This is a genomic window from Lactobacillus corticis (genome assembly GCF_018327645.1).
Lineage (GTDB): Bacteria > Bacillota > Bacilli > Lactobacillales > Lactobacillaceae > Lactobacillus > Lactobacillus corticis.
Genome location: NZ_BMAY01000003.1, coordinates 123,945 through 145,888 on the forward strand (window position 1 = coordinate 123,945; position 21,944 = coordinate 145,888).

The window sequence follows — 21,944 nt, forward strand, 5'->3', positions numbered from 1 at the left end:
TTTGGAGCATGTCATCATTCTTAATTATCGTCGATGTCATTTTGATCATCATTATAGCAGCCATGGTTATTTACTGGCTCTATACTAAAATTATGGCCAAAAGCGTCGGCGGCGAACTTGACAACGAAGGTTTTAAAGAGGGTATGAGAAAGGCGCAGATTGTCGATTTGCGTGAAGAAGCACCGTTTAAGCGTAAGCATATTGATGGTGCTCGGAGTTTTCCTTATCAAACTTTACGCTATAAGTATCAAGAATTGCGCCCTGATTTGCCGGTTTATTTATATTCCGATTCTCTAACGATCACTCTGCGGGCAGCCCGGTTTTTAAAGAAAAAAGGCTATGGTCACCTGTTTTACTTAAAAGACGGTTTTGAAAATTGGGATGGCCGGACCAAGAAGGCAAAGTATTAAAACGATGGCACGCTCAGGAGATGAGCGTGCTTTTTATTTGAGGAAAACAATGCAAAAACTTTTAGGAATTGTCGGACCAACCGCCATTGGGAAAACGGCTTTAGCAATTAAACTTGCCCAAAAACTCGATGCTCAGATTGTTTCCGGTGACTCGATGCAGGTTTATCGGGAGGTAAGCATCGGCACTGCCAAGGCCACGCCAGCAGAGCAAAAGCAGGTAAAGCACTATTTGGTTGATACGCAGTCTATTTTTGATGAATACTCTGTCAAGATGTTTGTTGATGATGCGACCAAGGCCATTGCTAAAATTGGCCAAGAGCACCATTTGCCCATGCTGGTGGGCGGGACTGGGTTATACGTGCGGGCCCTGGTCACTGATCTTCAATTAGGTGAGCAGCAGGAAGTGCCAACTGGAACTGAAGCTAAGTGGGAAGAATATCTAACAAAATATGGACCGACCAAGCTTTGGGATTGTTTAGCCCAGCAAGATCCTGCTGCTGCTAAAAAAATACCCGTCCAAAACTCCCGTCGCGTCATGCGGGCTTTGAGCGTGATCGATCGGACTGGGAAAAAATTTTCCGAGCAGCAGGCGGAAATTAAACCTCGGTATGATTATTTGCTGATTGGTCTTAAGACCGAACGGGAAATTTTATATGAACGGATTAATCAGCGAGTAGACCAAATGATGGATCAGGGACTGTTGCAAGAAGCCGAGTTTGTTTATCACAATCGGCAAAGTTTGCACCAAGTAAGACAAGCGATCGGTTATAAAGAGTTCTTCCCATATTTTGCCGGAACCGCAGATTTAGACTCTTGCGTAACCAAGCTCAAAACGGCGTCTCGCCGGTATGCAAAGCGACAACTGACCTATTTTAATAATTCTTTGCCGGTTAAATGGTTTGATCCATTGCAGGATCCTGCCTGTGAAGAAAAAATTTTAAGCGAAGTGGCAGAATGGCTGCAAAATTAATAATTAATAGCAAAATATACTGAACAGAAGCAAATCTTTTTTAAAAAAAGATTTGGATTTCAAGAATTGCGACTGGTCGGCAGTGGAAGCGCTGCCGATCTTTTTTGTTTGGTAAAGATTTGTAAAAAACTTGCTTTTTTTCGCTATACCAATTTGACAAGGCTAAATTGGTCTGCTATTGTATTAGACAGTTCTAGAACTCAGTTACGAGGGTTCACCGGGACTATACCAATTCTTAGATGTTTGAGTTTTTATAGGTGATTCAATTATGAGTAAAGAAATTACTGCTGATAGTATTCGTAAAGAAGTAGAAGCCAAGAACGTTCGCTTTTTGCGCTTAGCCTTTACTGATGTTAATGGTACTTTGAAGAACGTCGAAGTACCTAAGAGTCAATTGGACAAGGTCCTTGACAACGAAATTCGGTTTGATGGGTCTTCAATTGATGGCTTCGTTCGGATCGAAGAAAGTGACATGGTTCTTTATCCTGATCTTTCAACCTGGATGGTCTTGCCATGGGTTGATGAAACCGGTGCAAGAATTGGCCGCTTGACTTGTTCAGTTCATAAGACTAATGGCGAACCATTTGAAGGTGACCCAAGAAACAACTTGAAGCGCGTCTTGAAGAAGATGACTGACATGGGCTTTGAAGCTTTCAATATTGGTTTTGAAGCTGAATTCCACTTGTTCAAGTTGGGCGAAGATGGCGACTGGACAACCAAGGTTCCTGACCATGCTTCATACTTTGATATGACTTCTGATGACGAAGGTGCGCGTTGCCGTCGTGATATTGTAGAAACTTTGGAATCAATTGGTTTTGAAGTTGAAGCTGCTCACCACGAAGTTGGTGAAGGTCAACAAGAAATTGACTTTAAGTTTGATGATGCTTTAACCACTGCTGACCGTGTCCAAACTTTCAAGATGATTGTTCGCGAGACTGCTAGAAAGCATGGGTTGTTTGCAACCTTTATGCCAAAGCCGCTTGAAGGTAAGGCTGGTAACGGGATGCACACTAACATGTCATTAATGAAGAACGGCAAGAATGCATTCTACGATGCAAATAACGAATATCACCTGTCAGCAGATGCACGTTACTTCTTAAACGGGATTTTAACGCATGCTCGTGCAATTACGGCAATTGGCAACCCAACTGTTAATTCATACAAGCGTTTGATCCCAGGATACGAAGCACCAGTATATATTTCATGGGCTCGGAAGAACCGTTCACCATTGGTTCGGATTCCTGATGCTGATGAAGTTACGACGCGTTTGGAAATGCGTTCAGCTGACCCAACTGCTAACCCATACTTGTTGTTAGCAGCAGCCTTGAATGCAGGTCTTGAAGGCATCAAGCGTGGTGAAGAACCAATGGCTCCAATTACTTCTAATGTTTTTGAAATGCCTGAAGCAAAGCGGGCTGAACTTGGAATCAAGCCATTGCCATCAACTTTGCACAACGCTATCAAGGCCTTTAAGGCTGATGACGTAATCAAGGACGCCTTGGGCGAACACTTAAGTGCAAGCTTTATTGAATCCAAGGAACTTGAATGGTCACAATATACTCAAAGCGTATCTGACTGGGAACGCAGCAAGTACATGGGCTACTAAATTAAGCAAATTAAAACTAAAAGCGTGATCAGCTGATCGCGCTTTTTTATTTTGTACTACAATAGAACAAGGTTTTAGGAAGAATCGCGTGAGGTAGTAAATAATGACAAAAAAACAGTCCAGTGTCTATTCTAAAGATGTCATCTTGGTAATGGCAGCTTCATTTTTCTTTATGTTTGGCACGATGTTTGTGAATCCGCTGATCAATGGTTATGCTCGCTCACTTGGTGCCAGCAGTGCTTTTGCTGGTTTAATCGTAGGAATTATGAGTATTGCTGCCATGTTTTTGCGACCAATTGCAGGCAATTTAACCGATTATCTTTCAAAATATCGCTTATCTTTTATTGGGGGACTATTGATTGTGCTTGGGATCTTGGGCTACGTGCTTACGCCCAATAGTCAATTGCTGCTGCTTTTTCGCTTAATCAATGGGAGTGGCTATGTCTTATGCACCGTCTGCATGACCACTTGGTTAGCCTTCTTGGTTCCTAGAGAACACGTTGGCGAGGCGCTGGGCTTTTATGGATTAATGAACGCCTTGGCAATGGCGCTTGCACCAGCGATTGCGATCAACGTTTACCATCAGATTGGCTATCGCAAAGCCATCATGATTGCTTTAGCAGCTAGTATTTTAATGGTCTTAGTGATCCAATTTGTTTCTGATCATGCCTTGCCCGCCAAAAGGACCAACAAAATGCGCCTAAGGGAGTTAAAAATAATTTCGCCTAAGGCCTTGCCAGTAGCAATTTTGACGGCTTTATTTGCGATCCCATATTTTACTACGCAGGCTGATATTGTTACTTATACCGAAGAAGCTCATCGCGGGGTGGCAGTTGGCGATTACTTCTTGCTTTATGCCATTGTGCTCTTGTTGATTAGAACGGGGTTGAAGCGTTTGTTTGATACAGTGCGGTTTGGCATTTGGTTTTGGATCAGTCTTTTGAGCACCGGCTTTTACATTACGATGCTTGCGATTATGAAAAATAATTGGCAAATGTTCCTCGCAGCTGCCGGCATGGCGGTAGGCTATGGTTTAATCTATTCTGTTTTGCAATCAACCGCCTTGCTGCTAACGCCAATCAATGAACAAGGCCTGGCCAGCAGTACTTTTTACTTGGGCCTTGATATTGGAATGGCCTTAGGACCAATGATTGGCGGGGAAAGTGCGGCGTTGCTGCCGATCAATGATTTTTATTGGGTCGATTTAGCAATCATTCCGCTGGCCCTAGTAGTTTACTTGATTTGGCATAAATCCTTGAATGATGCGATCAACCAGCATTAGCAGTTGGTTTTATGGTAAAATGAAAAGAAGTTTTATCAAAAAGGAGCGAGTAATGTGGAAACTCTGAATCGAATTTTTAAGCTCGATCAGGCTGGAACCAGTGTTAAGCGGGAATTTGTGGCTGCTTTGACGACTTTTGTGAGTTTGTCATACATGCTTTTCGTGGTACCAAATATTTTATCAGCTAGCGGCATGCAAAAGGGTACGGTTTTTACCGCATTGGTCATTGCATCAGCAATCGGTTGTTTTTTGATGGGGTTAATGGCGAATTATCCCATTGCTCTGGCGCCAACTTTAGGTAGTGCCTCGTTTTTTGCCTATACGGTTTGTCAAAGCATGAAAATTCCTTGGCAAACAGCCCTGGCCGCAGTTTTGATTGCTTCCATCCTGTTTGTGCTGATTACGGTTTTTAAATTACGTGAAATTGTCATCAATGCAATTCCACAAGATTTAAAATATGCCATCTCCAGCGGGATTGGAATATTTATTGCGTTTATTGGCTTGCAAAACGGCAAGATCATTGTTAATTCAGAATCATCCCTAGTGGGACTGGGATCCTTCCATAATCCCAGCATGTGGATTGCCTTATTTGGTTTAGTGATTACCGTTATTTTGATTTGTCTTGGGGTTCCCGGGTCAATTTTTATTGGGATGGTGCTGACGGCTATTTTTGGCATCGCCATCGGTCAAATCGCCTTGCCGCAACAAATCGTCTCAACTCCGCCAAGCATCAATGCTTCATTTGGGCAAGCCCTGGTGCACATCAAAGACGTTAATTCCGTGCAATTATGGATTGTGGTAATTACCTTCTTGCTAGTAACTTTCTTTGATACGGCTGGTACTTTAATCGGAATGACGCAGCAAGCCGGTTTAACTGATGAAGATGGCAATATCCCTAGAATTGGCCGGGCGCTAGCAGCTGACTCAACGGGGATGATTGTAAGTTCGATCGCCGGAGTTTCCCCACTTGGAACGGTAGTCGAATCTAGTTCAGGAATTGCTATGGGTGGCCGGACCGGTCTGACTGCTTGCTTTGTTGGTATTTTATTCTTAATTTCAATGTTCTTTAGTCCCTTGTTGCAAGTTATCCCGACAACCGTTACGGCACCAGCCTTAATTATCGTTGGCGTTTATATGGCTGGCAATTTGGCTAAAATCGACTGGAACAAATTTGAAGTAGCTTTGCCAAGCTTTTTGATCGTACTGGGGATGCCCCTGACATATTCAATTTCTGATGGTCTGGCTCTAGGCATGATTGCCTACCCAATTACGATGCTGGCCTCCAAGCGCGGCAAAGATGTTTCGCTGGCGATGTATGTTTTGGCCATTATTTTCCTGATTTACTTATGGATTATCAATATCTAAGATGACTTGGTTTGAAATTGTCCGAATAGTTGCGCTGGGCTTATTCCTTTTAATATTATTCGCTTTAGTGAAGGTCGAAAATAAACGAGTTTTTGTCAAAGCCTTGTTGCTGTTGTTGATCATGATTGTGGTCAGCACGCTGTGTGTGGTTTTGCTATATCTCATTGATATCTTAACTTTTGGGGTTACTTTGAATCTGAAATTAGGCGGTCAATTTTTATGGTTGGCTTTGATCCTAATTTTGGCAGGAATTATTTTATATTATTTTTTACGGTTCTTGGATCGGCTGCATGAGATTCAGATTGCGACCTTAACAGTTATTGAATATTACATTCAGTGGACTTTGATCTATGTGACGGTATATCAAGTTGCTTTTTCAGAGTTAGGCTCAGACGCGATTAAAAAAATCACCAAGATTAATGCCAGCAATTTACTGGATCCGTCCATCTTGGTTCTGTTTATTTTGCCAGCTTTAATTTCTAGTTGGATTGCCGTAGTTTTACTAAAAAATCATAAAAAGGCGTTATAAAACGCCTTTTTTTGCTAGAATAGGGGAAGAAGAGCTTGTAAAAAGTAAGAAAGAGGCTAGACGTATGGAAGTTTCTGAAGCAGTTAAAAATCGGCATTCGGTTCGGGTATTTAAGGATGAGGCAGTTCCCCTAAATACTATTACTGAAATTATTGATAAGGCCCGGCAAACGCCGTCTTGGGTTGATTCTCAGCCTTGGAAAGTTTATCTGGCAACTGGCGCAACCCTCAAGAAAATTCGCCAGGTTCATCTGGCAAATAGTCAAAATGGTGAAGCTGATTCAGATTGGCCAACTTGGCACCGGGAAGAATGGGCGCCATATCCAAGAAGGCATATGGCCCTGCATACCGAAAACCGGGCAGCTTTTATTGGTAACCAAGCAGCAGACGCATGGGCTGAGATGCAGCACGAACTCTATCATGCACCGGCAATTTTATATTTAACCATTCCCAAAGAGTCTCCCAATTGGTCAATGTTTGATTTAGGTGCTTTCGCCCAAACAATCATGCTGCTGGCTCAAGAAGCAGGACTTGATAGCATGGAGGCTTATGAGTTCGTACGCTTTCCAGAAAGCATCCGCAAGATTATGGATATCGGTGAAGATGAGGCAGTAGCAATTGGAATTGGCCTGGGAAAAGCGGCTGAACATAAATTTAATGATTACCAGGCCGTCAGAGAAGATTTGGATCAGATTTTGAAGATCAAGGAGTAGGCTGATGAGATTAGGAATTGTCGGCAGCGGGAAAATTGTCAAAGACTTTTTGACGATTACCAATGTATTGCCAAATTTAAGTTTAGCTGCGATTGCCACCACCAAAAGAAGCAAGGCCGTTGGGCAGGCACTAGCCCAGCAATATGGCATTCAGCGAGCCTATGATGATTACCGTAAACTACTGCAAGATGATGGCGTAGACACTGTTTATGTGGCCGTTCCCAATAGTTTGCATTTTGAAATTGCCCTGGCTGCTATCCAGGCCAAGAAAAATGTAATTTGTGAAAAGCCGCTAGTTTATACCGTTCTTGAAGCTCAAAAATTACACCAAGCCGCTAAGCAAGCTGGGGTAATTTTGCTAGAGGCTATTACTAACATTCATTTACCTAATTTTGTCCACCTCAAGCAAGATTTGCCAAAGCTGGGACCGATTCATATTGTAAATTTAAACTACACGCAATATTCTTCTAGATATCCGGCTTTACTAGCGGGTGAGATGCTGCCGGTTTTTGATCCAGCCAAAGGTGGTGGAGCCCTGATGGATTTAGGCATTTATCCCATCCATCTGGCGGGGGCCCTGTTTGGCGAGCCAAACAAAGTTACTCATTTTGCCAATCATCAATTTGGGACGGATACCTCGGGAATTACCATGTTAGAGTATGACGATAAGCTAGTCAGTTTAATTGCTGCTAAAGATTCTAATGCTAGATGCGAAAGCGTGATTGAGGGCGAAGCTGGAAGCTTGGTCATTAAAGGGGCAATTAATACTTTGCCCCAATACCGACTGGATTTGAGAGACCAATCATCGACTAGTTATAACTATAATGAATATGATCATCGAATGGTTAACGAGTTTTTAGATTTTATCCAAATCATTGATCAGAAGCAGGTTGCTGAAGCAGAAAGGCTATTTAGCGAAAGTCTCACGGCCTTAAAAATTTTAGAAGCAGCTAGAGAAAAGTTGTAAGCAAAAAACTTGTGTCTAAATTAGAATACTTCTAAGATATAGTCGTAAAGCAAAGTTGTATTTTGATTAAAGAGGTAATTTTATGAAGTATCCAAAGACAAAAGAATTGCTTAATCAACTTGTTGCAGATTTAGGTCAAATGCAGATGGTCGTTCGTCAAACCCACTGGTACATGCGGGGAACTGGCTTTTTAACCCTGCATCCTTTGTTGGATTCTTGGATGGACGATTTGAACGAACAACGTGACGAGATTGCTGAAAGATTAATTGCAATTGATGGGTCACCATATGCTACCTTAGAAGATGTGGTTAAACATACCAAGATTGAATCAACTCCAAGTACTTGGGATCGCTCAATCACCGAAAGATTTACGGTCTTGTCACAAGATTATCGATACTTGGCAGATCTCTACCAAAAAGGCATTGAAATCACTGATGACGAAAAAGACTTTAGTACTCAAGATATGCTAATTGAGCACAAGACTAATATTGAAAAGCGTTTATGGATGATTCAAGCTCAATTAGGCAAGGCTCCTGAACGTGACAACTAATTATTGAAATCGGTTACAAGGATTGCTATAATGCAACTGGGGCGGTTTACCTAGTGAGTGACCTAACCTCAGATTATATTGGTATTTATTACTTGTTTCTTATAAAAAACGTCAAGGTTTAAGTAACTTGACGTTTTTTTTTGCAGGTAAATTAAAGTGCTTTCATAAGCTCTTTAAAAGCCTAGTAAATCAGTCTACAATAGAAGTATAACGTCTTGCTTATAGAAGCAGAAAACTGAGAAAGGACTGGCTTATGAAAGTTTTATTAGAACTTAGAAACGTGGAGCTGACCATTCACAACGGGCCGCTGGGGATGCAGTTTGGTCATTTGGCTCCGAATTATTTTGAAATCAGCCAGTCCGCTACTGACTTGGTTGTTAAACAGCGGCGAGATATTCGCCTAGCGCGAGGATATTATCCCAGAATTTACTTGACGGTGCCTCACCGTGCTGAAATTAGTTTGTCTAATTTGGGCGGCAACCTCTTAGTTAGTGATTTAATCGCTAGAGAATTAGCAGTGAATTTGACGGAAGGGGATATTTGGGTTCAATGTAGCCGAATCGATCGTTTGCAGCTCCATTCGGATCGCGGCGAGGTAAAATTGCGCAAAGTAAAGGTAGCACATCATGCTGCTATTTCTGCCCAGAATGGCGGAATTGCCATTAAAAGCAGCATTGAAGCAGGGCAGGGTTATACGGTCAAAATTGGTGATGGCTTGATCCGGGCCTATAATCAATTGCAAAGCCAAATTAATAGTCAGTTAATCCGCAAGGGACGGCCGCATTGGTATATTACCTGTGAACATGGTTTAGTTAATATTTCATAAATATTAAAAATATGATAATTGCTTTATTTAATAAAAATTCTGTAGTAATATATTTAATATAAGCCTCATATACTACAGGAGAAAAACATGAAAGCAGAATTTTCCCTTGGAAAGGTCCGAGTCAAGTTAGTAAACGGTCTGCCTGGCGTCAGATTTGGTGCCGGTGCAGCGAGAACGGATTTTGAAATTTCCCAAACTAATGACAGTCTTAAAATCAAACAAGTGCATGATTTAGAACTGGCCGACGATGCGATGACTTTAAGAGTCATTAATGAACCGCCCCATTTACTGGTCTCTTTGCCGATTGGCACCTATCTCAACTTAACCTGTAAATTGGGAGCAATTGTGGCAAACGGCTTTACTTGTTGTACGAGCAGGATTGAACTGGGAGCTGGAGTGGTTAGCTTGATTGGCCTGCAAACCGAAAAAATACAAGCCCAAGTGGATGATGGCATCATTCGCGTTAGTCATAGTTTAATTGCCCAAAAAGCTAGTTTGACCGTTAAAAATGGCATGCTGCTGGTCAAAGACTCAATTCGGAGTGAACAAGGCTATAATGCCAGCTGCGACAATGGGGTTTTGCGCTGTTTTGGAAATTTTGAGCTTGGCAACAAGCATCACGTTACCCGTCCAGGGAAAGTCATTTGGCAATTGTGTTGTGATAGTGGAATTTTAAATGCTAGCTAAAAAAGCTTACAGGCATTGCCTGCAAGCTTTTTTTAATTCATTGAATCCCACGGACTAACATCGACCCAGCTGCCTTCTGCTAGGGCTACTTGATCAGCTGTCAGATATTCTTTTTTAACTACCACGTGGTAAACGTACTTTTCAAACCAATCCTGGCTCATGACAAAGTAACCTTTTTCGCCTCGGTCCTTGCCCCAAGAATTTTCGACTTTCCACTGCCGCACCTGGCCATGGTCTTCGTCAACCCCCACCAAAGTCATGGCATGGGTTGCTCGACCTTCACCTAAAATTAGGCGATCTTTTTTACTGAGGTTCAAATCAACATTTAGCAGTTGGTCCATTTGGTAAAGCTCGGGATCTAAGTAGCCGGTTTTGCGATCCATTTGTCGCAAGACATCGTTGCCAAACATGACGCTGTCGCCAGCCTTGAGTTGGTTAACAGCCGCTTGGGTTAAAAAGTCCATTGGCACATTTAAAAATAAAATTGGCTTCATGCCCACAATATTATCTTCTAGGGGAACGTGATAGAGTTTCCCATATTCATGGTCGGGATAGTTGGCTAGAGTCACATAATCATCAGCGTTAAAATCACCCAGATACTTTTGGAAGAAAGTTTGCGGGGTAAGATCTTTCTCCAGGTGGTATTTCCCTTGATCATCACGAAATTCTAAATCAAATTTATGAGGCGGCTCGCCTAAAGCCGTGGCAACAATATGATAAACCTCGCTTAAAAATTGCTCACGAGCTTGGGCCAACTCGGCCGTTTGCCCAGTTTGCGCTAAGTGCCGCAGAACCAAGGCATCCTTTTTTTCTTTTAATTGTAAAACTTCACCTAGGGCCTGAGAATTTTCAGCGTTAAAACTTTCTGGCATCGCATAGCTGGGAACTAGCCCATATTTTTTAACTAAGGCAATTGCCATCGCCCATTGACCACCATCAGTCCCAGCAAAATTAAGGTAACTAGCGACTTCGCGATCGTCAATTGGTCGATCAGCCAACCGAATCATGGCATCGTAGAAAATATTAGCGCGCTCGATTTTATCCCAAAAATAATTGTAGGTTTGTGAAAAAGTGAAATTCTTAGCTTGATACTTTTTGCCAAAATAGTGGCGCAAGACGTTCAGACTAGCAAACTCCCAACAACGACCGGATTGTTTTTGGTTGGTAACTTGATCCGTTGGCAATTCGGTAGAAAAAACGCGAGTTAAGCGACCAGCCACCCGGTCATTGAAAGAAGCTTCATAGATGCCGCTACGGGAAGCAGCCCGGGCAATAACCTGATTTTGCGGATTTTGATTGAATTGGTCTTGAAACTTTTGAATTTCCTGCCAAGTTAATTCGTGACTCATAGCAAATCTCCTTATCGTTAAATTAAATTTTACTAACAATATACTACTTATTATAATTTTTTGCTATGAAAATCTTATAGACCCCAGCGTCCGCCATGAACTTTCATTACGTTGCTTGAGATAATAAAGGCATCGGGATCAATTTGATGAATTTTTCTAATTAACGGGCCGTAATCCTGGGTATCGACGACCAATAATATTTGCTGCCGCGAACTATTGGTGTAGCCGCCGATTACATCGTATAAAGTCAGGCTTGAATATTCAGCCATGAGCATCTCCTTGATTTCTTGGAGATATTGATTGCTCATGATTTGGACTTGGTACTTGTGGTCCCAACCAGACTCGGCATAACGCATGACGATGGTAGTAATGACCTGTGAAAAGGCCGCTAGTAAAAAGGCCTCCATGCCATCAACCAAGAGGTTCAAACTGATCACAATTAAATCAACAATGAGTAAGCCAATGGCTTTATTGAGATAGAAATATTTTTTAAAGATTAATGGTGGAACGGTCGTGCCGCCGGGAGAGGCATTAATGCGGTACAAGAGGGCTACGCCCGCTCCCATGAGGGCCCCGCCGTAGATTACTGCCAGCAGTTTGTTATTGGTAAGGGCAAATGAGGGCGTCAGGGCCAGCAGTACTGGCAAGAGAAGACTGCCCAGGGCAATATTTTGGACGGTTTTTTTGCCTAAAAAGGCCCACGCTAGGCCCACCATTAAGCCATTCAAAATAAAGACTGCTAGGGAACGATTAATGCCGAAAGCGGCTTCTGCCAAAATCGCCAGTCCAGTCGTTCCACCCGCCGCAATTTCAATTGGTGCATAAAAGAAATTGATGGCTAGGGCAATCAGTTCCAATCCTATTAGGAAAAGCAAACTCCGAAACCAGGGATTGCGTTTAATTACTGAGTGCAAGTCAACACTTCCTTTCAAATCAATATAAATTATCTATAGTATTCATAATACAGTAAAACGAGACAAAAGTACTTAATATTAATATTCTTGAAGGATTCTTAACGATCACCAAATATTAGGCACAATTAGTTTGCATTTACCAAGTTAAATATATGCAATAGGTAAAATATAAAGTTTTTGCAACAAAGATAAGGAATTAGTAAATAATCATGTGTCGCATTGATAACCCAAGCTTAATAAAATAGAATGTACTTGCTATTGGTTCAAGCACATTATAGATTTCTAATTTATCCGGTTACGGAAAACCTTCAAATAGCAATAACTCGTTATGACAGCTGCAATTTCGTTCCAAGCTGTCAAGAACTCAATCACACTATTAACAGGACCAGATAGCAAAAGGCGCCAAAAGGCGTCTTTTTTATTGCATTGATAAAGTTAATTTGCTCAGTGCCGAGATCCAGTCGGGATCATCATTTAAACAAGAAACGACGTGATAGCTGCTCCCGCCAGCTGCCATAAAGTAATGGCGATTTTCTTCATTGAGTTCTAGTAAAGTTTCCAAGCAATCCGATACAAAACTAGGTGCAAGAACCAGGACGTTTTTATAGCCTTTAGCTGGCAGGCTTTTGATCGTTTCATCAGTAGCTGGTTTGATCCATTCATTAGGGCCAAAGCGCGACTGATAGCTTTCAAAGTAAGGGAGCGTGATTTTTAATTTTGCAACTAAAGCTTGGGTGGTTTTGTGGCAGCGAAAAATATATGGATCGCCGCTATCCGAGTAGCTCTGAGGGATCCCGTGGTAGGAAAAGACCAGACAATCTGGCTGGTATTTAGTTAGGTCGCGCTGCAAAAGCTTAGCTAAGGCTTCGATATAGGGCGGATAATCACAGTAATCACTGACCAAATGCAAATTGGGAGCTACTTGGCGAGATAAATAAAAACGATGAATACTGTCTTGCACCGAGGCAACCGTGGTTGTTGAATAGTGAGGATATAAGGGGATTACCGTCAAATCCTGCACTTGTGAATGTTCAAACTCGCTTAAAGCGGCCGGGATGCTGGGAGTGCTGTAAGACATCGCATAGCGCACCGTATATTCTGGAAGTTTTGCTTGTACAGCTAGAGCTTGCTCCTTGGTGTAATAAAGCAAGGGCGATCCTTTTTGAGAATCCCAAATTTTTTGATACTTTTGGGCTGAGCGAGCAGCCCGGCGAGGCAAGATCATCCCGCGCAAAATCGGTTGCCAAATTAGGGGATTCATGCGAATTACGCGCTGATCACTTAAAAATTTCTTCAAATAAGTTTTAAAGGCACTGGGAGTTGGCGCCTGTGGCGTTCCCAGGTTGACTAATAATAAACCTTTCTTGGTCATTCGCTGATTGCTTCCTTTCAGTTTTAAAAAACTGTTTTATATTCTAACACAATATATAGTGCTTATTAAGTGCTAGCTACAAAATATAGTGATAATAATTTTCCACAAAGATAGCGAGAATATATTAGCAAAGTTCACAAAATTACCAAAATAAATTATAAACAATGGCTGTTTGGTTGAAATACTTAATAAAACTGATACAATTCTACAGTGTAAGGTAATAATTGTTCGTAAATTAAAAAGGAGAGAATAATGCCTGATGTAGGTCTAATCATGGGCAGCCAAAGTGACTGGCCAATGATGAAACAAGCTGCAGCAATTTTGGAAAAATTCCAAATTGATTACGAGAAAAAGGTTATTTCAGCTCATCGCATGCCCCAAGAAATGTTTGCCTATGCGCAAGCGGCCGAACAGCGCGGTCTAAAAGTAATTATTGCAGGGGCCGGAATGGCCGCACATTTACCAGGGATGACCGCAGCTAATACGGTTATTCCGGTGATCGGGGTACCAGGACAAACCAAGGCTTTGGGTGGAATGGATTCTTTATTGTCGATTGTGCAAATGCCTACTGGCATCCCGGTAGCCACCACGGCAATTGGCAACGCTGGAGCAGCTAACGCCGCCTTATTAGCGGTGGAAATTCTAGGAATTAGCCGTCCGGAATTGCGCGATGCCCTGAAGAACTATCGCCAGGAAATGCACGATCAAGCGGCTGAAAGCAGTGCTCGCCTTGACTAGAAAAAACTTTATTAAACCCGGATCGACTATTGGGATTATTGGCGGCGGTCAACTTGGTCAAATGATGGCCCTAGCAGCAAAATACGCCGGCATGAAAACCATCGTTTTGGATCCTACGCCTGCCTGTCCAGCCGGCCAGGCTGCTGACCGGCAAATCGTTGCCGAATACAGTGATCAAGCTGCTTTGCAGCAATTGGCAAAGGCCAGCGACGTTTTGACTTATGAATTTGAAAACGTTGATCTAACGGCCCTTGAGTCGGTCAGCAGCGAAACTTTGCTGCCGCAAGGAACTAATTTGCTGTATGTTACCAAGCATCGGATGCGGGAAAAGAATTTCTTGCATCAGGCAGGCTGCCAAACTGTTCCATATTTGCCGGTTAAAAACCAGCAAGACCTGCAGCAAGCCGTAGCGCAAATCCATTTGCCGGCGGTGCTGAAAACTTGTGAAGGCGGCTATGATGGCCATGGTCAGGTTGTGCTTAAAGAATCGCAGGACTTGCAGCAAGCTAAGGTTGCGGAAATTCTGGCCTGCGGCGATTGCATCCTGGAAGGTTGGGCTAACTATCAAGTGGAAGCCAGCGTGATGGTCGCCCGCAACCAAGCAGGCGAAATTAGCGTCTTCCCGGTTAGTGAAAACTATAATGCCGACGAAATCCTCCACTTAAGCATCGTGCCGGCTCGCCTGGCTCCTGAAACCTGTCAAAAAGCGCAAGCAATTGCCAAAAGAATTGCAGAAGCGATTGACCTTTGCGGAATTCTGGGCGTGGAGTTGTTTGTGATGCCAAACGGAGAGATTTTGGTCAATGAGTTGGCGCCAAGACCGCATAATTCAGGGCACTATTCAATCGAAGCCTGCAATTTTAGCCAGTTTGCCATTCATAATCGGGCCATCTGCAATTGGCCTCTGCCCAAGATCAGCTTGCTCTCACCGGTCGTGATGGTGAATGTCTTAGGCCAACATGTTAAAGGCGTGCAGGAGGCGATTGCCAAGTATCCAAATTGGCACTTTCATGATTATGGCAAGGCTGAATGTCGCCACAATCGAAAAATGGGTCATGTGACTATTTTAACCAAGGACCTTGACCAAACCCTAGACGAAATTTCTGCTAGCCATATTTGGCATAATTAGTAATGTTCGTATTTTTAACTTGAAACTGATTTTTGTTTGTATTTGCTAAAAATGAAAAGTATTGCTTTGAATTGGCGTAAAGCCTAAAGCAATACTTTTTATTTGTCGAAAAAACGAACTATCTGAAGAACGGTTGACAAGATTGTTCTAGCCCGTTATCATTTAAATATGAATTATATAAATAGATAGTGCTATAATTGTTCGTATTTTAAAAAGGAGCGAATCATGGACAAGTTATTGTACACCGGTAAGGTAAAAAAGATGTGGGCAACCGCTGATCCCGAGGTTTTACGGGTTGAATATACCGATATTGCAACTGCAGGCAATGGGGCCAAGAAAGATCATTTTGCTCACAAAGCTGAGTTGAATCACACCATTTCAACCTTAATCTTTAAGTACCTTGGCCAAAACGGTGTACCAAACCACTTAATCAAGAGCATTTCCGAGCGTGAAAGTCTTGTCAAAAAGTGCGACATGTTCCCATTAGAAGTGGTTACGCGGAATGTTGCAGCCGGCCACTTTTCAACGCGTTACGGCTTAGGGGAAGGCAAGGTTTTCCCAACGCCGGTTGAAGAACTATTTTTCAAGAGCGATGAGTTGGATGATCCTTTAATGAACGAAAGCGATGCAATTGCTTTGGGAATTTTAAATCATGAGGAACATGAAACCATCTGGAAGATTTCCCGCCAAGTTAACCAGCTCTTATCTGACTTATTTGATCGCGCCGGGATGCAGTTAGTCGACTTCAAACTTGAATTTGGCAAAACCCATGATGGACAAATTGTGTTAGCTGATGAATTTTCACCTGATAATTGCCGTTTATGGGATAAAAAGACTAAGGATCACTTGGATAAAGATGTTTATCGGCGGGATCTTGGCGATTTAACTACTGTTTATGAAGAAGTTTTAAAGCGGTTAGAAAACGTGGAGGAAGCCTAATGTCACGCGTTCGGATTTATGTAACTTACAAGCCATCAGTATTTGATCCACAAGGAGCAACGATCCTTGACACGATTCAAACGGCTTTGGGCCACCAAGAAGTTAGTCAGGTTACTGTCGGAAAATTTTTTGACTTGACCCTGCCAGCTGCCAACTTAGATGCCAGCGTCAAAGAGATTGCGGAAAAACTGCTCGTAAATGTAAACATGGAAACCTACCGCTATGAAGTGTTGGAGGAAGCTGAATGAAATTTGCAGTAATTGTCTTCCCAGGCTCAAATTGTGACATTGACATGTATGAAGCCTTGCATACCGTTTTGGGAGTTGAGGTAGACTACGTTTCTTACCGCGCTGAAAGCCTAGCCGGCTATGATGCGGTGATGCTGCCGGGCGGGTTTTCTTATGGCGACTACCTTAGAGCTGGAGCAATCGCGAGATTTGCACCGATTATTCCGGCAGTTAAAAAGATGGCTGCAGCTGGCAAATTAGTCTTGGGAGTTTGCAATGGCTTTCAAATTTTGACAGAAATCGGCCTCTTGCCAGGTGCCCTCAAGCAAAACGAGAGTCAGCAATTTGTAGCGGAAACCAGCACTTTGTTAGTGGCTAACGATCAAACGCCCTTTACGCATAAATATCAGGTCAATCAACGGTTGGCAATTCCAATAGCTCATGGCGAAGGCTGCTATTATGCTGATCAGACTTTATTGGATGAATTAGAACGAAAGCAGCAAATTGTTTTTCGCTACGTTAATAATCCTAATGGTTCAGTTAATGACATTGCTGGCATTTGCAACGAAGAAGGCAATGTTTTAGGTATGATGCCGCACCCAGAGCGGGCTGTAGAAGCAATTCTTGGTTCAGCCGATGGGTTAGGCTTATTCCAGTCAATGGTAGAAAAGCAGGTACAAGCATGAAGCAAGCGATGACGCCCGAAGAAATCAAAGAACGCAAGCCTTACTTGGATTGGAGTTTGAGTGAAAAAGAGTATGACTACATCAGTCAAAAGTTGCTCCACCGCCTGCCTAATTACACTGAAGTCGGGCTCTTTTCGGCGATGTGGTCAGAACATTGTTCTTACAAAAAGTCGAAGCCGGTTTTGCGTCTATTTCCTACTAAAGGCGAACGAGTTATTCAAGGGCCCGGTGAAGGAGCTGGGGTAGTTGATATTGATGATGGTCAGGCAGTAGTTTTTAAGGCCGAAAGTCACAATCACCCAACTACCGTTGAACCATACCAAGGGGCGGCTACTGGCGTCGGCGGAATTTTGCGGGATGTCTTCAGTATGGGGGCACGTCCGGTAGCAATCCTTGATTCAGAACACTTTGGCGAAATTAAGGCTGACCCGGTGATGCGCTATAAATTAGCCGAAACTGTTAAAGGCGTGGGCGACTATGGCAACTGTATGGGAATTCCCAACCTCGGCGGCGAAACCTTTTTTGATGCTTGTTATCAAGGCAATATCCTCTTGAATGCCATGTGCGTCGGCTTGATGGAAACCAAGTATCTAGAACAGGGCAATGCGAGCGGCGTAGGCAACAGCGTGATGTACGTCGGAGCCGACACGGGCCGGGACGGGATTCATGGTGCCACCTTTGCCTCAGCTGATTTTTCAAAAGAACATGAAACCCAACGTTCAGCTGTGCAAGTTGGCGATCCCTTTATGGAAAAGCTGCTGCTGGAAGCTTGTTTGGAATTGATTCAAAACCACCGGGAATGGATTGTCGGCATCCAAGATATGGGAGCTGCAGGCCTGGTTTCATCGACTGCTGAAATGGCAACTGAAGGCGGCGCCGGCATGGAGCTTAATCTTGACCTAGTTCCGCAAAGAGAAGGCGGGATGTCTGCTTATGAAATCATGCTGAGTGAATCGCAAGAGCGGATGGTTATTTGTGTCAAGGCCGGACATGAAGCTGATGTTAAAGAAATTTTTGATCGTTATCAGCTGCATTGTGCGGTGATTGGCAAGATTATTGACCAGCCGCGCTATATTCTGCATCATGATGGTCAAGTTGTCTGTGATCTGCCAGTGACCAGTTTAACCAGCGATGTTTTGGAACAGCCTGGTGAAGAAAAAAAGCCGGCCCGTTTAAACCAGCCGGCTGCTAAGTGGGAGCCAGTAGTTAAGGATGCCGGAGCAATTTTGCGCCAATTGTTGGCTCAGCCTACTTTAGCAGATAAAACCTATATTACCCGCCAATATGATTCGCAGGTGCGGACTAACACTTTGGTTAAGCCAGGAAGCGATAGCGGCGTCTTGAGAGTTCGCGGCAGCCATAAGGCAATTGCCATGTGTGCTGATACAGCCAGTCGCTACGTTTATCTTGATCCAGAAATTGGCGGTCAGCGTTCAGTCGTTGAAGCCGCAGCCAACATTGTGGCTAGCGGGGCGACCCCCTTGGCGATTACCGACTGCTTGAATTATGGCGATCCGAATGATCCAGAAATCTATTGGGAACTCCATCATTCAGTGATGGGGATTGCCAAAGCTTGTGAGGTTTTAGCAACGCCGGTTGTTTCCGGCAACGTTTCCCTATACAACGAAAATGATGGCCAAGCAATTTACCCATCCCCAATGATTGGCATGGTTGGTTTAATTAAAAACTATGACCACACCATTCCGATGAAACCGCAAAATCTGGGCGATTATGTTTACTTGGTCGGGGATTTGACTGATAACTTTGCGGGGTCAGAATTGCAAAAACTGTTGACTGGCAAAATTAGCGGCGCCTTAGACCAACTTGATTTAGCTAAATTGCACCGCACCATGGAGCAGCTGCTTAAGGCGGAACAAACTGGGCTGGTGGCTAGCTGCCACGATCTTAGCGAGGGTGGTTTGGCGACTGCTGCTAGTGAAATGTTATTCGGAACTGGTTTTGGGCTAAAGCTGCAAGTGCCTGGTCCAATCAGTCAACTCTTCAGCGAACCCGCAGGCAGCTTTTTGGTTACTGTTGCTAAAGAAAAGGCTGCTTCCTTTACTAAGCAAGTTCCGCAGGCTCGGCTGCTGGGAGAAGTTACTAACAGTCACCGTTTAGAAATTACAACAGACGATCAAGTATTAAACCAAAATATGAACGATTTAGAGAAAATCTGGAAAGAAGCAATCCCATGCCTAATGAAGTCAAAAGCTTAAACGAAGAGTGCGGCGTTTTTGGCGTCTTTGGTGCCCAAGAAGCCAGCCAAATTACTTATTTAGGATTACATAATTTGCAGCATCGCGGGCAAGAAGGTGCCGGTATCGTTTCCAGTGATGGCAAAAAGCTTTACCAGCACCGCGACCGGGGACTGCTTTCCAAAGTTTTTGCAGATGAAGCAGATTTGGATAAATTGGTGGGCGACCGGGCGATTGGCCATGTTCGCTATTCCACTACCGGCAACAATTCAATTGCCAATGTCCAACCATTTTTATTTCATTTTTATGATGGCGAAATTGCCTTGGCCCATAACGGCAATCTGGTAAATGCGGTTAGCTTAAGACGGCAGCTTGAAGAAGCAGGTGCTGTTTTCCAATCAACTTCTGATTCAGAAATTTTGATGCACTTGCTGCGGCAAAATAAGCACCTGGGTTTGATCCCAGCTTTGAAAAAAAGTCTGAATCAGGTTCATGGCGGTTTTGCTTTTTTGCTTTTAACCAAGGATAAACTGATTGCTGCCTTGGATCCCAACGGTATTAGACCCTTATGCATCGGCAGGATGGCTAATGGGGCCTATGTCGTAGCTAGTGAATCAGCAGCTTTAGATATTGTTGAGGCAAAATTTGTCCGGGACGTTCAACCAGGCGAATTAATTATTATTGACCAGCAGGGCATGAAAATCGATCATTTTACGACTAACACGCAACTGGCCGTTTGTTCGATGGAATTTATTTATTTTGCGCGGCCAGATTCGATTATTCATGGCGTCAATGTCCATACTGCCCGAAAAAACATGGGCCGCTTATTAGCTCAAGAAGCACCCGCCCAAGCAGATATTGTCATCGGGGTGCCTAATTCTTCTTTGTCAGCCGCCAGCGGTTATGCAGAAGAAATCGGCTTGCCTTATGAAATGGGTTTGGTAAAAAACCAATATGTTGCTAGGACTTTTATCCAGCCTAATCAAGCCTTGCGGGAGCGAGGCGTTAAGCTCAAGCTTTCGGCCGTCCGCGGCGTGGTCAAAGGCAAACGCGTGGTCGTGGTGGATGATTCGATTGTTCGCGGAACGACCAGTAAGCAAATTGTCAAAATGCTCAAGCAAGCTGGCGCCAGTGAAGTTCATGTTCGCATTGCCAGTCCGGCTTTTCGTTTCCCTTGTTTCTACGGCATTGATATTTCCACTAGATCTGAATTGATCGCTGCCCGCTATTCGGTTGACGAAATCAAGGAGCTAATTGGAGCAGATAGCTTATCCTACCTCAGCGTTGCGAGTTTAATTAAGGCGATTGACCTGCCTGATAAGGGGGATGCTCCGAATGGCGGCTTAACTGTTGCCTATTTTAACGGAAAGTATCCAACTAAACTTGATGATTATGAGGCTGGGTATTTGGCTTCGCTTAAGGCCCAAACAGCTAGAGAGGAAGGTAAAAAATGAATCGCTACCAAGAAGCCGGCGTTGACGTGAACGCAGGATATGAACTGGTTAAACGCATTCAAAATTCAGTGGCCAGCACCAAGCGCAGCGGCGTGATGGGCGGAATTGGCAGTTTTGGCGGCATGTTTGACCTGGAAAAATTGGGTTATCAACATCCCGTCTTGGTTTCAGGGACTGATGGCGTCGGAACTAAACTAATTTTGGCTAAAATGCTGGGGCAACATGACACCATCGGGATCGATTGTGTGGCCATGTGCGTTAACGATGTCTTGGCAATGGGGGCTGAACCCTTGTTTTTCCTAGATTACATTGCGACCGGCCACAATGACCCAGCCTTGCTCAGTCAAGTAGTGGCGGGCGTCGCCGCAGGCTGCCGACAAGCTGGCTGTGCTTTAATCGGCGGTGAAACGGCCGAAATGCCTGATATGTATGCCCCGGATGAATATGACCTCGCCGGCTTTACTACCGGGGTTGGCGAAAAAGCGCAGCTGCTCAAACCAGAAATGGTGCAAGCAGGGGATGTGCTAATTGCGCTGCCATCAAGCGGCGTTCACTCAAATGGCTTTAGCTTAGTGAGACAGATTTTGTTTAAAGATCATCAAATTGACTTAGACGCCAAGCCAGCGATTTTAGGGGGCGAAACCGTCGGCGAAAGTCTGCTCAAGCCAACCCGCATTTATGTCAAGTCCGTTTTGCCACTAGTTAGGGCGGGGCTGGTTCATGGAATCGCCCATATTACTGGCGGCGGCTTGATTGAAAATCTTCCCCGAATTTTGCCTAGCGGCTTAGCTGCCCAAATTCGCCTTGGTTCTTGGCCGGTGACCCCGATTTTCAAGTATTTGCAAAAGCTGGGAAACTTAAGCCAGCAAGATTGCTTGGGAACTTTCAATATGGGGATTGGCTTGGTCCTGGCCGTCAGTCCTGATCAAGTGGCCGAGCTTAGTCAGAAGCTGGCTGAACAAGGTGAAGACTACTATAAAGTTGGGTGCGTGGTTCAACAGTCAGGTGACCAGCGTTTGGTCTTTGAGGAGGATTAG

At 43.8% G+C, this 21,944-nt stretch carries 22 protein-coding genes; 19 read left to right on the top strand and 3 right to left on the bottom strand.

Going from position 1 to position 21,944, the window contains the following annotated elements; all coding sequences use genetic code 11:
* The first annotated feature begins 8 nt into the window (after positions 1-8).
* The 11 genes from KI210_RS02915 to KI210_RS02965 all read left to right on the top strand — a co-directional run bounded on the left by KI210_RS02915 (position 9) and on the right by KI210_RS02965 (position 9,904).
* Positions 9-410, top strand: a complete 402-nt coding sequence (locus tag KI210_RS02915) for a rhodanese-like domain-containing protein (RefSeq protein WP_212780394.1) — start codon at positions 9-11, stop codon at positions 408-410.
* A 49-nt stretch (positions 411-459) separates the two neighbouring features.
* The gene (miaA, locus tag KI210_RS02920; protein ID WP_212780395.1) at positions 460-1,380 is read left to right on the top strand and encodes a tRNA (adenosine(37)-N6)-dimethylallyltransferase MiaA; all 921 of its coding nucleotides are present in this window, start codon (positions 460-462) and stop codon (positions 1,378-1,380) included.
* 268 nt (positions 1,381-1,648) lie between these two features.
* Positions 1,649-2,986, top strand: coding sequence for a type I glutamate--ammonia ligase (glnA, locus tag KI210_RS02925; protein ID WP_212780396.1), 1,338 nt, complete (start codon positions 1,649-1,651; stop codon positions 2,984-2,986).
* 103 nt (positions 2,987-3,089) lie between these two features.
* Positions 3,090-4,268: an MFS transporter gene (locus tag KI210_RS02930; protein WP_212780397.1), complete on the top strand. Its 1,179-nt coding sequence runs from the start codon at positions 3,090-3,092 to the stop codon at positions 4,266-4,268.
* Positions 4,269-4,322: 54 nt separating this feature from the next.
* Positions 4,323-5,633 carry an NCS2 family permease gene (locus tag KI210_RS02935; protein WP_212780398.1) on the top strand — a complete coding sequence of 437 codons (1,311 nt, stop codon included), beginning with the start codon at positions 4,323-4,325 and terminating at the stop codon, positions 5,631-5,633.
* Between the two features lies 1 nt (position 5,634).
* Complete coding sequence (locus KI210_RS02940; protein WP_212780399.1) at positions 5,635-6,162, top strand: SA1002 family membrane protein; 528 nt, start codon at positions 5,635-5,637, stop codon at positions 6,160-6,162.
* Between the two features lie 64 nt (positions 6,163-6,226).
* Positions 6,227-6,874: a nitroreductase gene (locus KI210_RS02945; RefSeq protein WP_212780400.1), complete on the top strand. Its 648-nt coding sequence runs from the start codon at positions 6,227-6,229 to the stop codon at positions 6,872-6,874.
* Between the two features lie 4 nt (positions 6,875-6,878).
* Complete coding sequence (locus KI210_RS02950; protein ID WP_212780401.1) at positions 6,879-7,841, top strand: Gfo/Idh/MocA family protein; 963 nt, start codon at positions 6,879-6,881, stop codon at positions 7,839-7,841.
* 82 nt (positions 7,842-7,923) lie between these two features.
* Positions 7,924-8,391 (top strand): Dps family protein, encoded by a 468-nt coding sequence (locus tag KI210_RS02955; RefSeq protein WP_212780402.1) that lies wholly within the window; start codon positions 7,924-7,926, stop codon positions 8,389-8,391.
* A 253-nt stretch (positions 8,392-8,644) separates the two neighbouring features.
* Positions 8,645-9,217, top strand: a complete 573-nt coding sequence (locus KI210_RS02960; RefSeq protein ID WP_212780403.1) for a DUF4097 family beta strand repeat-containing protein — start codon at positions 8,645-8,647, stop codon at positions 9,215-9,217.
* Between the two features lie 87 nt (positions 9,218-9,304).
* A complete protein-coding gene (locus tag KI210_RS02965; RefSeq protein ID WP_212780404.1) occupies positions 9,305-9,904 on the top strand; it encodes a DUF4097 family beta strand repeat-containing protein in 600 nt (199 codons plus the stop codon).
* Positions 9,905-9,936: 32 nt separating this feature from the next.
* On the opposite strand, the gene KI210_RS02970 is transcribed toward KI210_RS02965, so the two are convergent.
* The 3 genes from KI210_RS02970 to hemH all read right to left on the bottom strand — a co-directional run bounded on the left by KI210_RS02970 (position 9,937) and on the right by hemH (position 13,539).
* On the bottom strand, positions 9,937-11,253 hold the full coding sequence (locus KI210_RS02970) for a C1 family peptidase (RefSeq protein WP_212780405.1): 1,317 nt from the start codon (positions 11,251-11,253) through the stop codon (positions 9,937-9,939).
* Positions 11,254-11,327: 74 nt separating this feature from the next.
* Positions 11,328-12,167 carry a YitT family protein gene (locus KI210_RS02975; protein ID WP_212780406.1) on the bottom strand — a complete coding sequence of 280 codons (840 nt, stop codon included), beginning with the start codon at positions 12,165-12,167 and terminating at the stop codon, positions 11,328-11,330.
* A gap of 418 nt (positions 12,168-12,585) precedes the next feature.
* A complete protein-coding gene (hemH, locus tag KI210_RS02980; protein WP_212780407.1) occupies positions 12,586-13,539 on the bottom strand; it encodes a ferrochelatase in 954 nt (317 codons plus the stop codon).
* Between the two features lie 252 nt (positions 13,540-13,791).
* Between hemH and purE the strand changes: the two genes are divergently transcribed.
* The 8 genes from purE to purM all read left to right on the top strand — a co-directional run bounded on the left by purE (position 13,792) and on the right by purM (position 21,944).
* Positions 13,792-14,277 (top strand): 5-(carboxyamino)imidazole ribonucleotide mutase, encoded by a 486-nt coding sequence (purE, locus tag KI210_RS02985; RefSeq protein ID WP_212780408.1) that lies wholly within the window; start codon positions 13,792-13,794, stop codon positions 14,275-14,277.
* Positions 14,270-15,406, top strand: a complete 1,137-nt coding sequence (gene purK, locus KI210_RS02990) for a 5-(carboxyamino)imidazole ribonucleotide synthase (RefSeq protein WP_246487309.1) — start codon at positions 14,270-14,272, stop codon at positions 15,404-15,406. The genes purE and purK overlap by 8 nt, the downstream gene beginning before the upstream one ends.
* Positions 15,407-15,631: 225 nt before the next feature.
* On the top strand, positions 15,632-16,345 hold the full coding sequence (gene purC, locus KI210_RS02995) for a phosphoribosylaminoimidazolesuccinocarboxamide synthase (RefSeq protein ID WP_212780409.1): 714 nt from the start codon (positions 15,632-15,634) through the stop codon (positions 16,343-16,345).
* A complete protein-coding gene (gene purS, locus KI210_RS03000) occupies positions 16,345-16,593 on the top strand; it encodes a phosphoribosylformylglycinamidine synthase subunit PurS (RefSeq protein WP_212780410.1) in 249 nt (82 codons plus the stop codon). Before purC ends, purS begins: the two co-directional genes overlap by 1 nt.
* Positions 16,590-17,258 carry a phosphoribosylformylglycinamidine synthase subunit PurQ gene (gene purQ, locus KI210_RS03005; RefSeq protein WP_212780411.1) on the top strand — a complete coding sequence of 223 codons (669 nt, stop codon included), beginning with the start codon at positions 16,590-16,592 and terminating at the stop codon, positions 17,256-17,258. The genes purS and purQ overlap by 4 nt, the downstream gene beginning before the upstream one ends.
* Positions 17,255-19,474 (top strand): phosphoribosylformylglycinamidine synthase subunit PurL, encoded by a 2,220-nt coding sequence (gene purL / locus KI210_RS03010; protein WP_212780412.1) that lies wholly within the window; start codon positions 17,255-17,257, stop codon positions 19,472-19,474. The genes purQ and purL overlap by 4 nt, the downstream gene beginning before the upstream one ends.
* Positions 19,450-20,907, top strand: a complete 1,458-nt coding sequence (gene purF / locus KI210_RS03015) for an amidophosphoribosyltransferase (RefSeq protein ID WP_212780413.1) — start codon at positions 19,450-19,452, stop codon at positions 20,905-20,907. Before purL ends, purF begins: the two co-directional genes overlap by 25 nt.
* Entirely contained in the window at positions 20,904-21,944 is a 1,041-nt protein-coding gene (gene purM, locus KI210_RS03020) for a phosphoribosylformylglycinamidine cyclo-ligase (RefSeq protein ID WP_212780414.1), read from the top strand. Before purF ends, purM begins: the two co-directional genes overlap by 4 nt.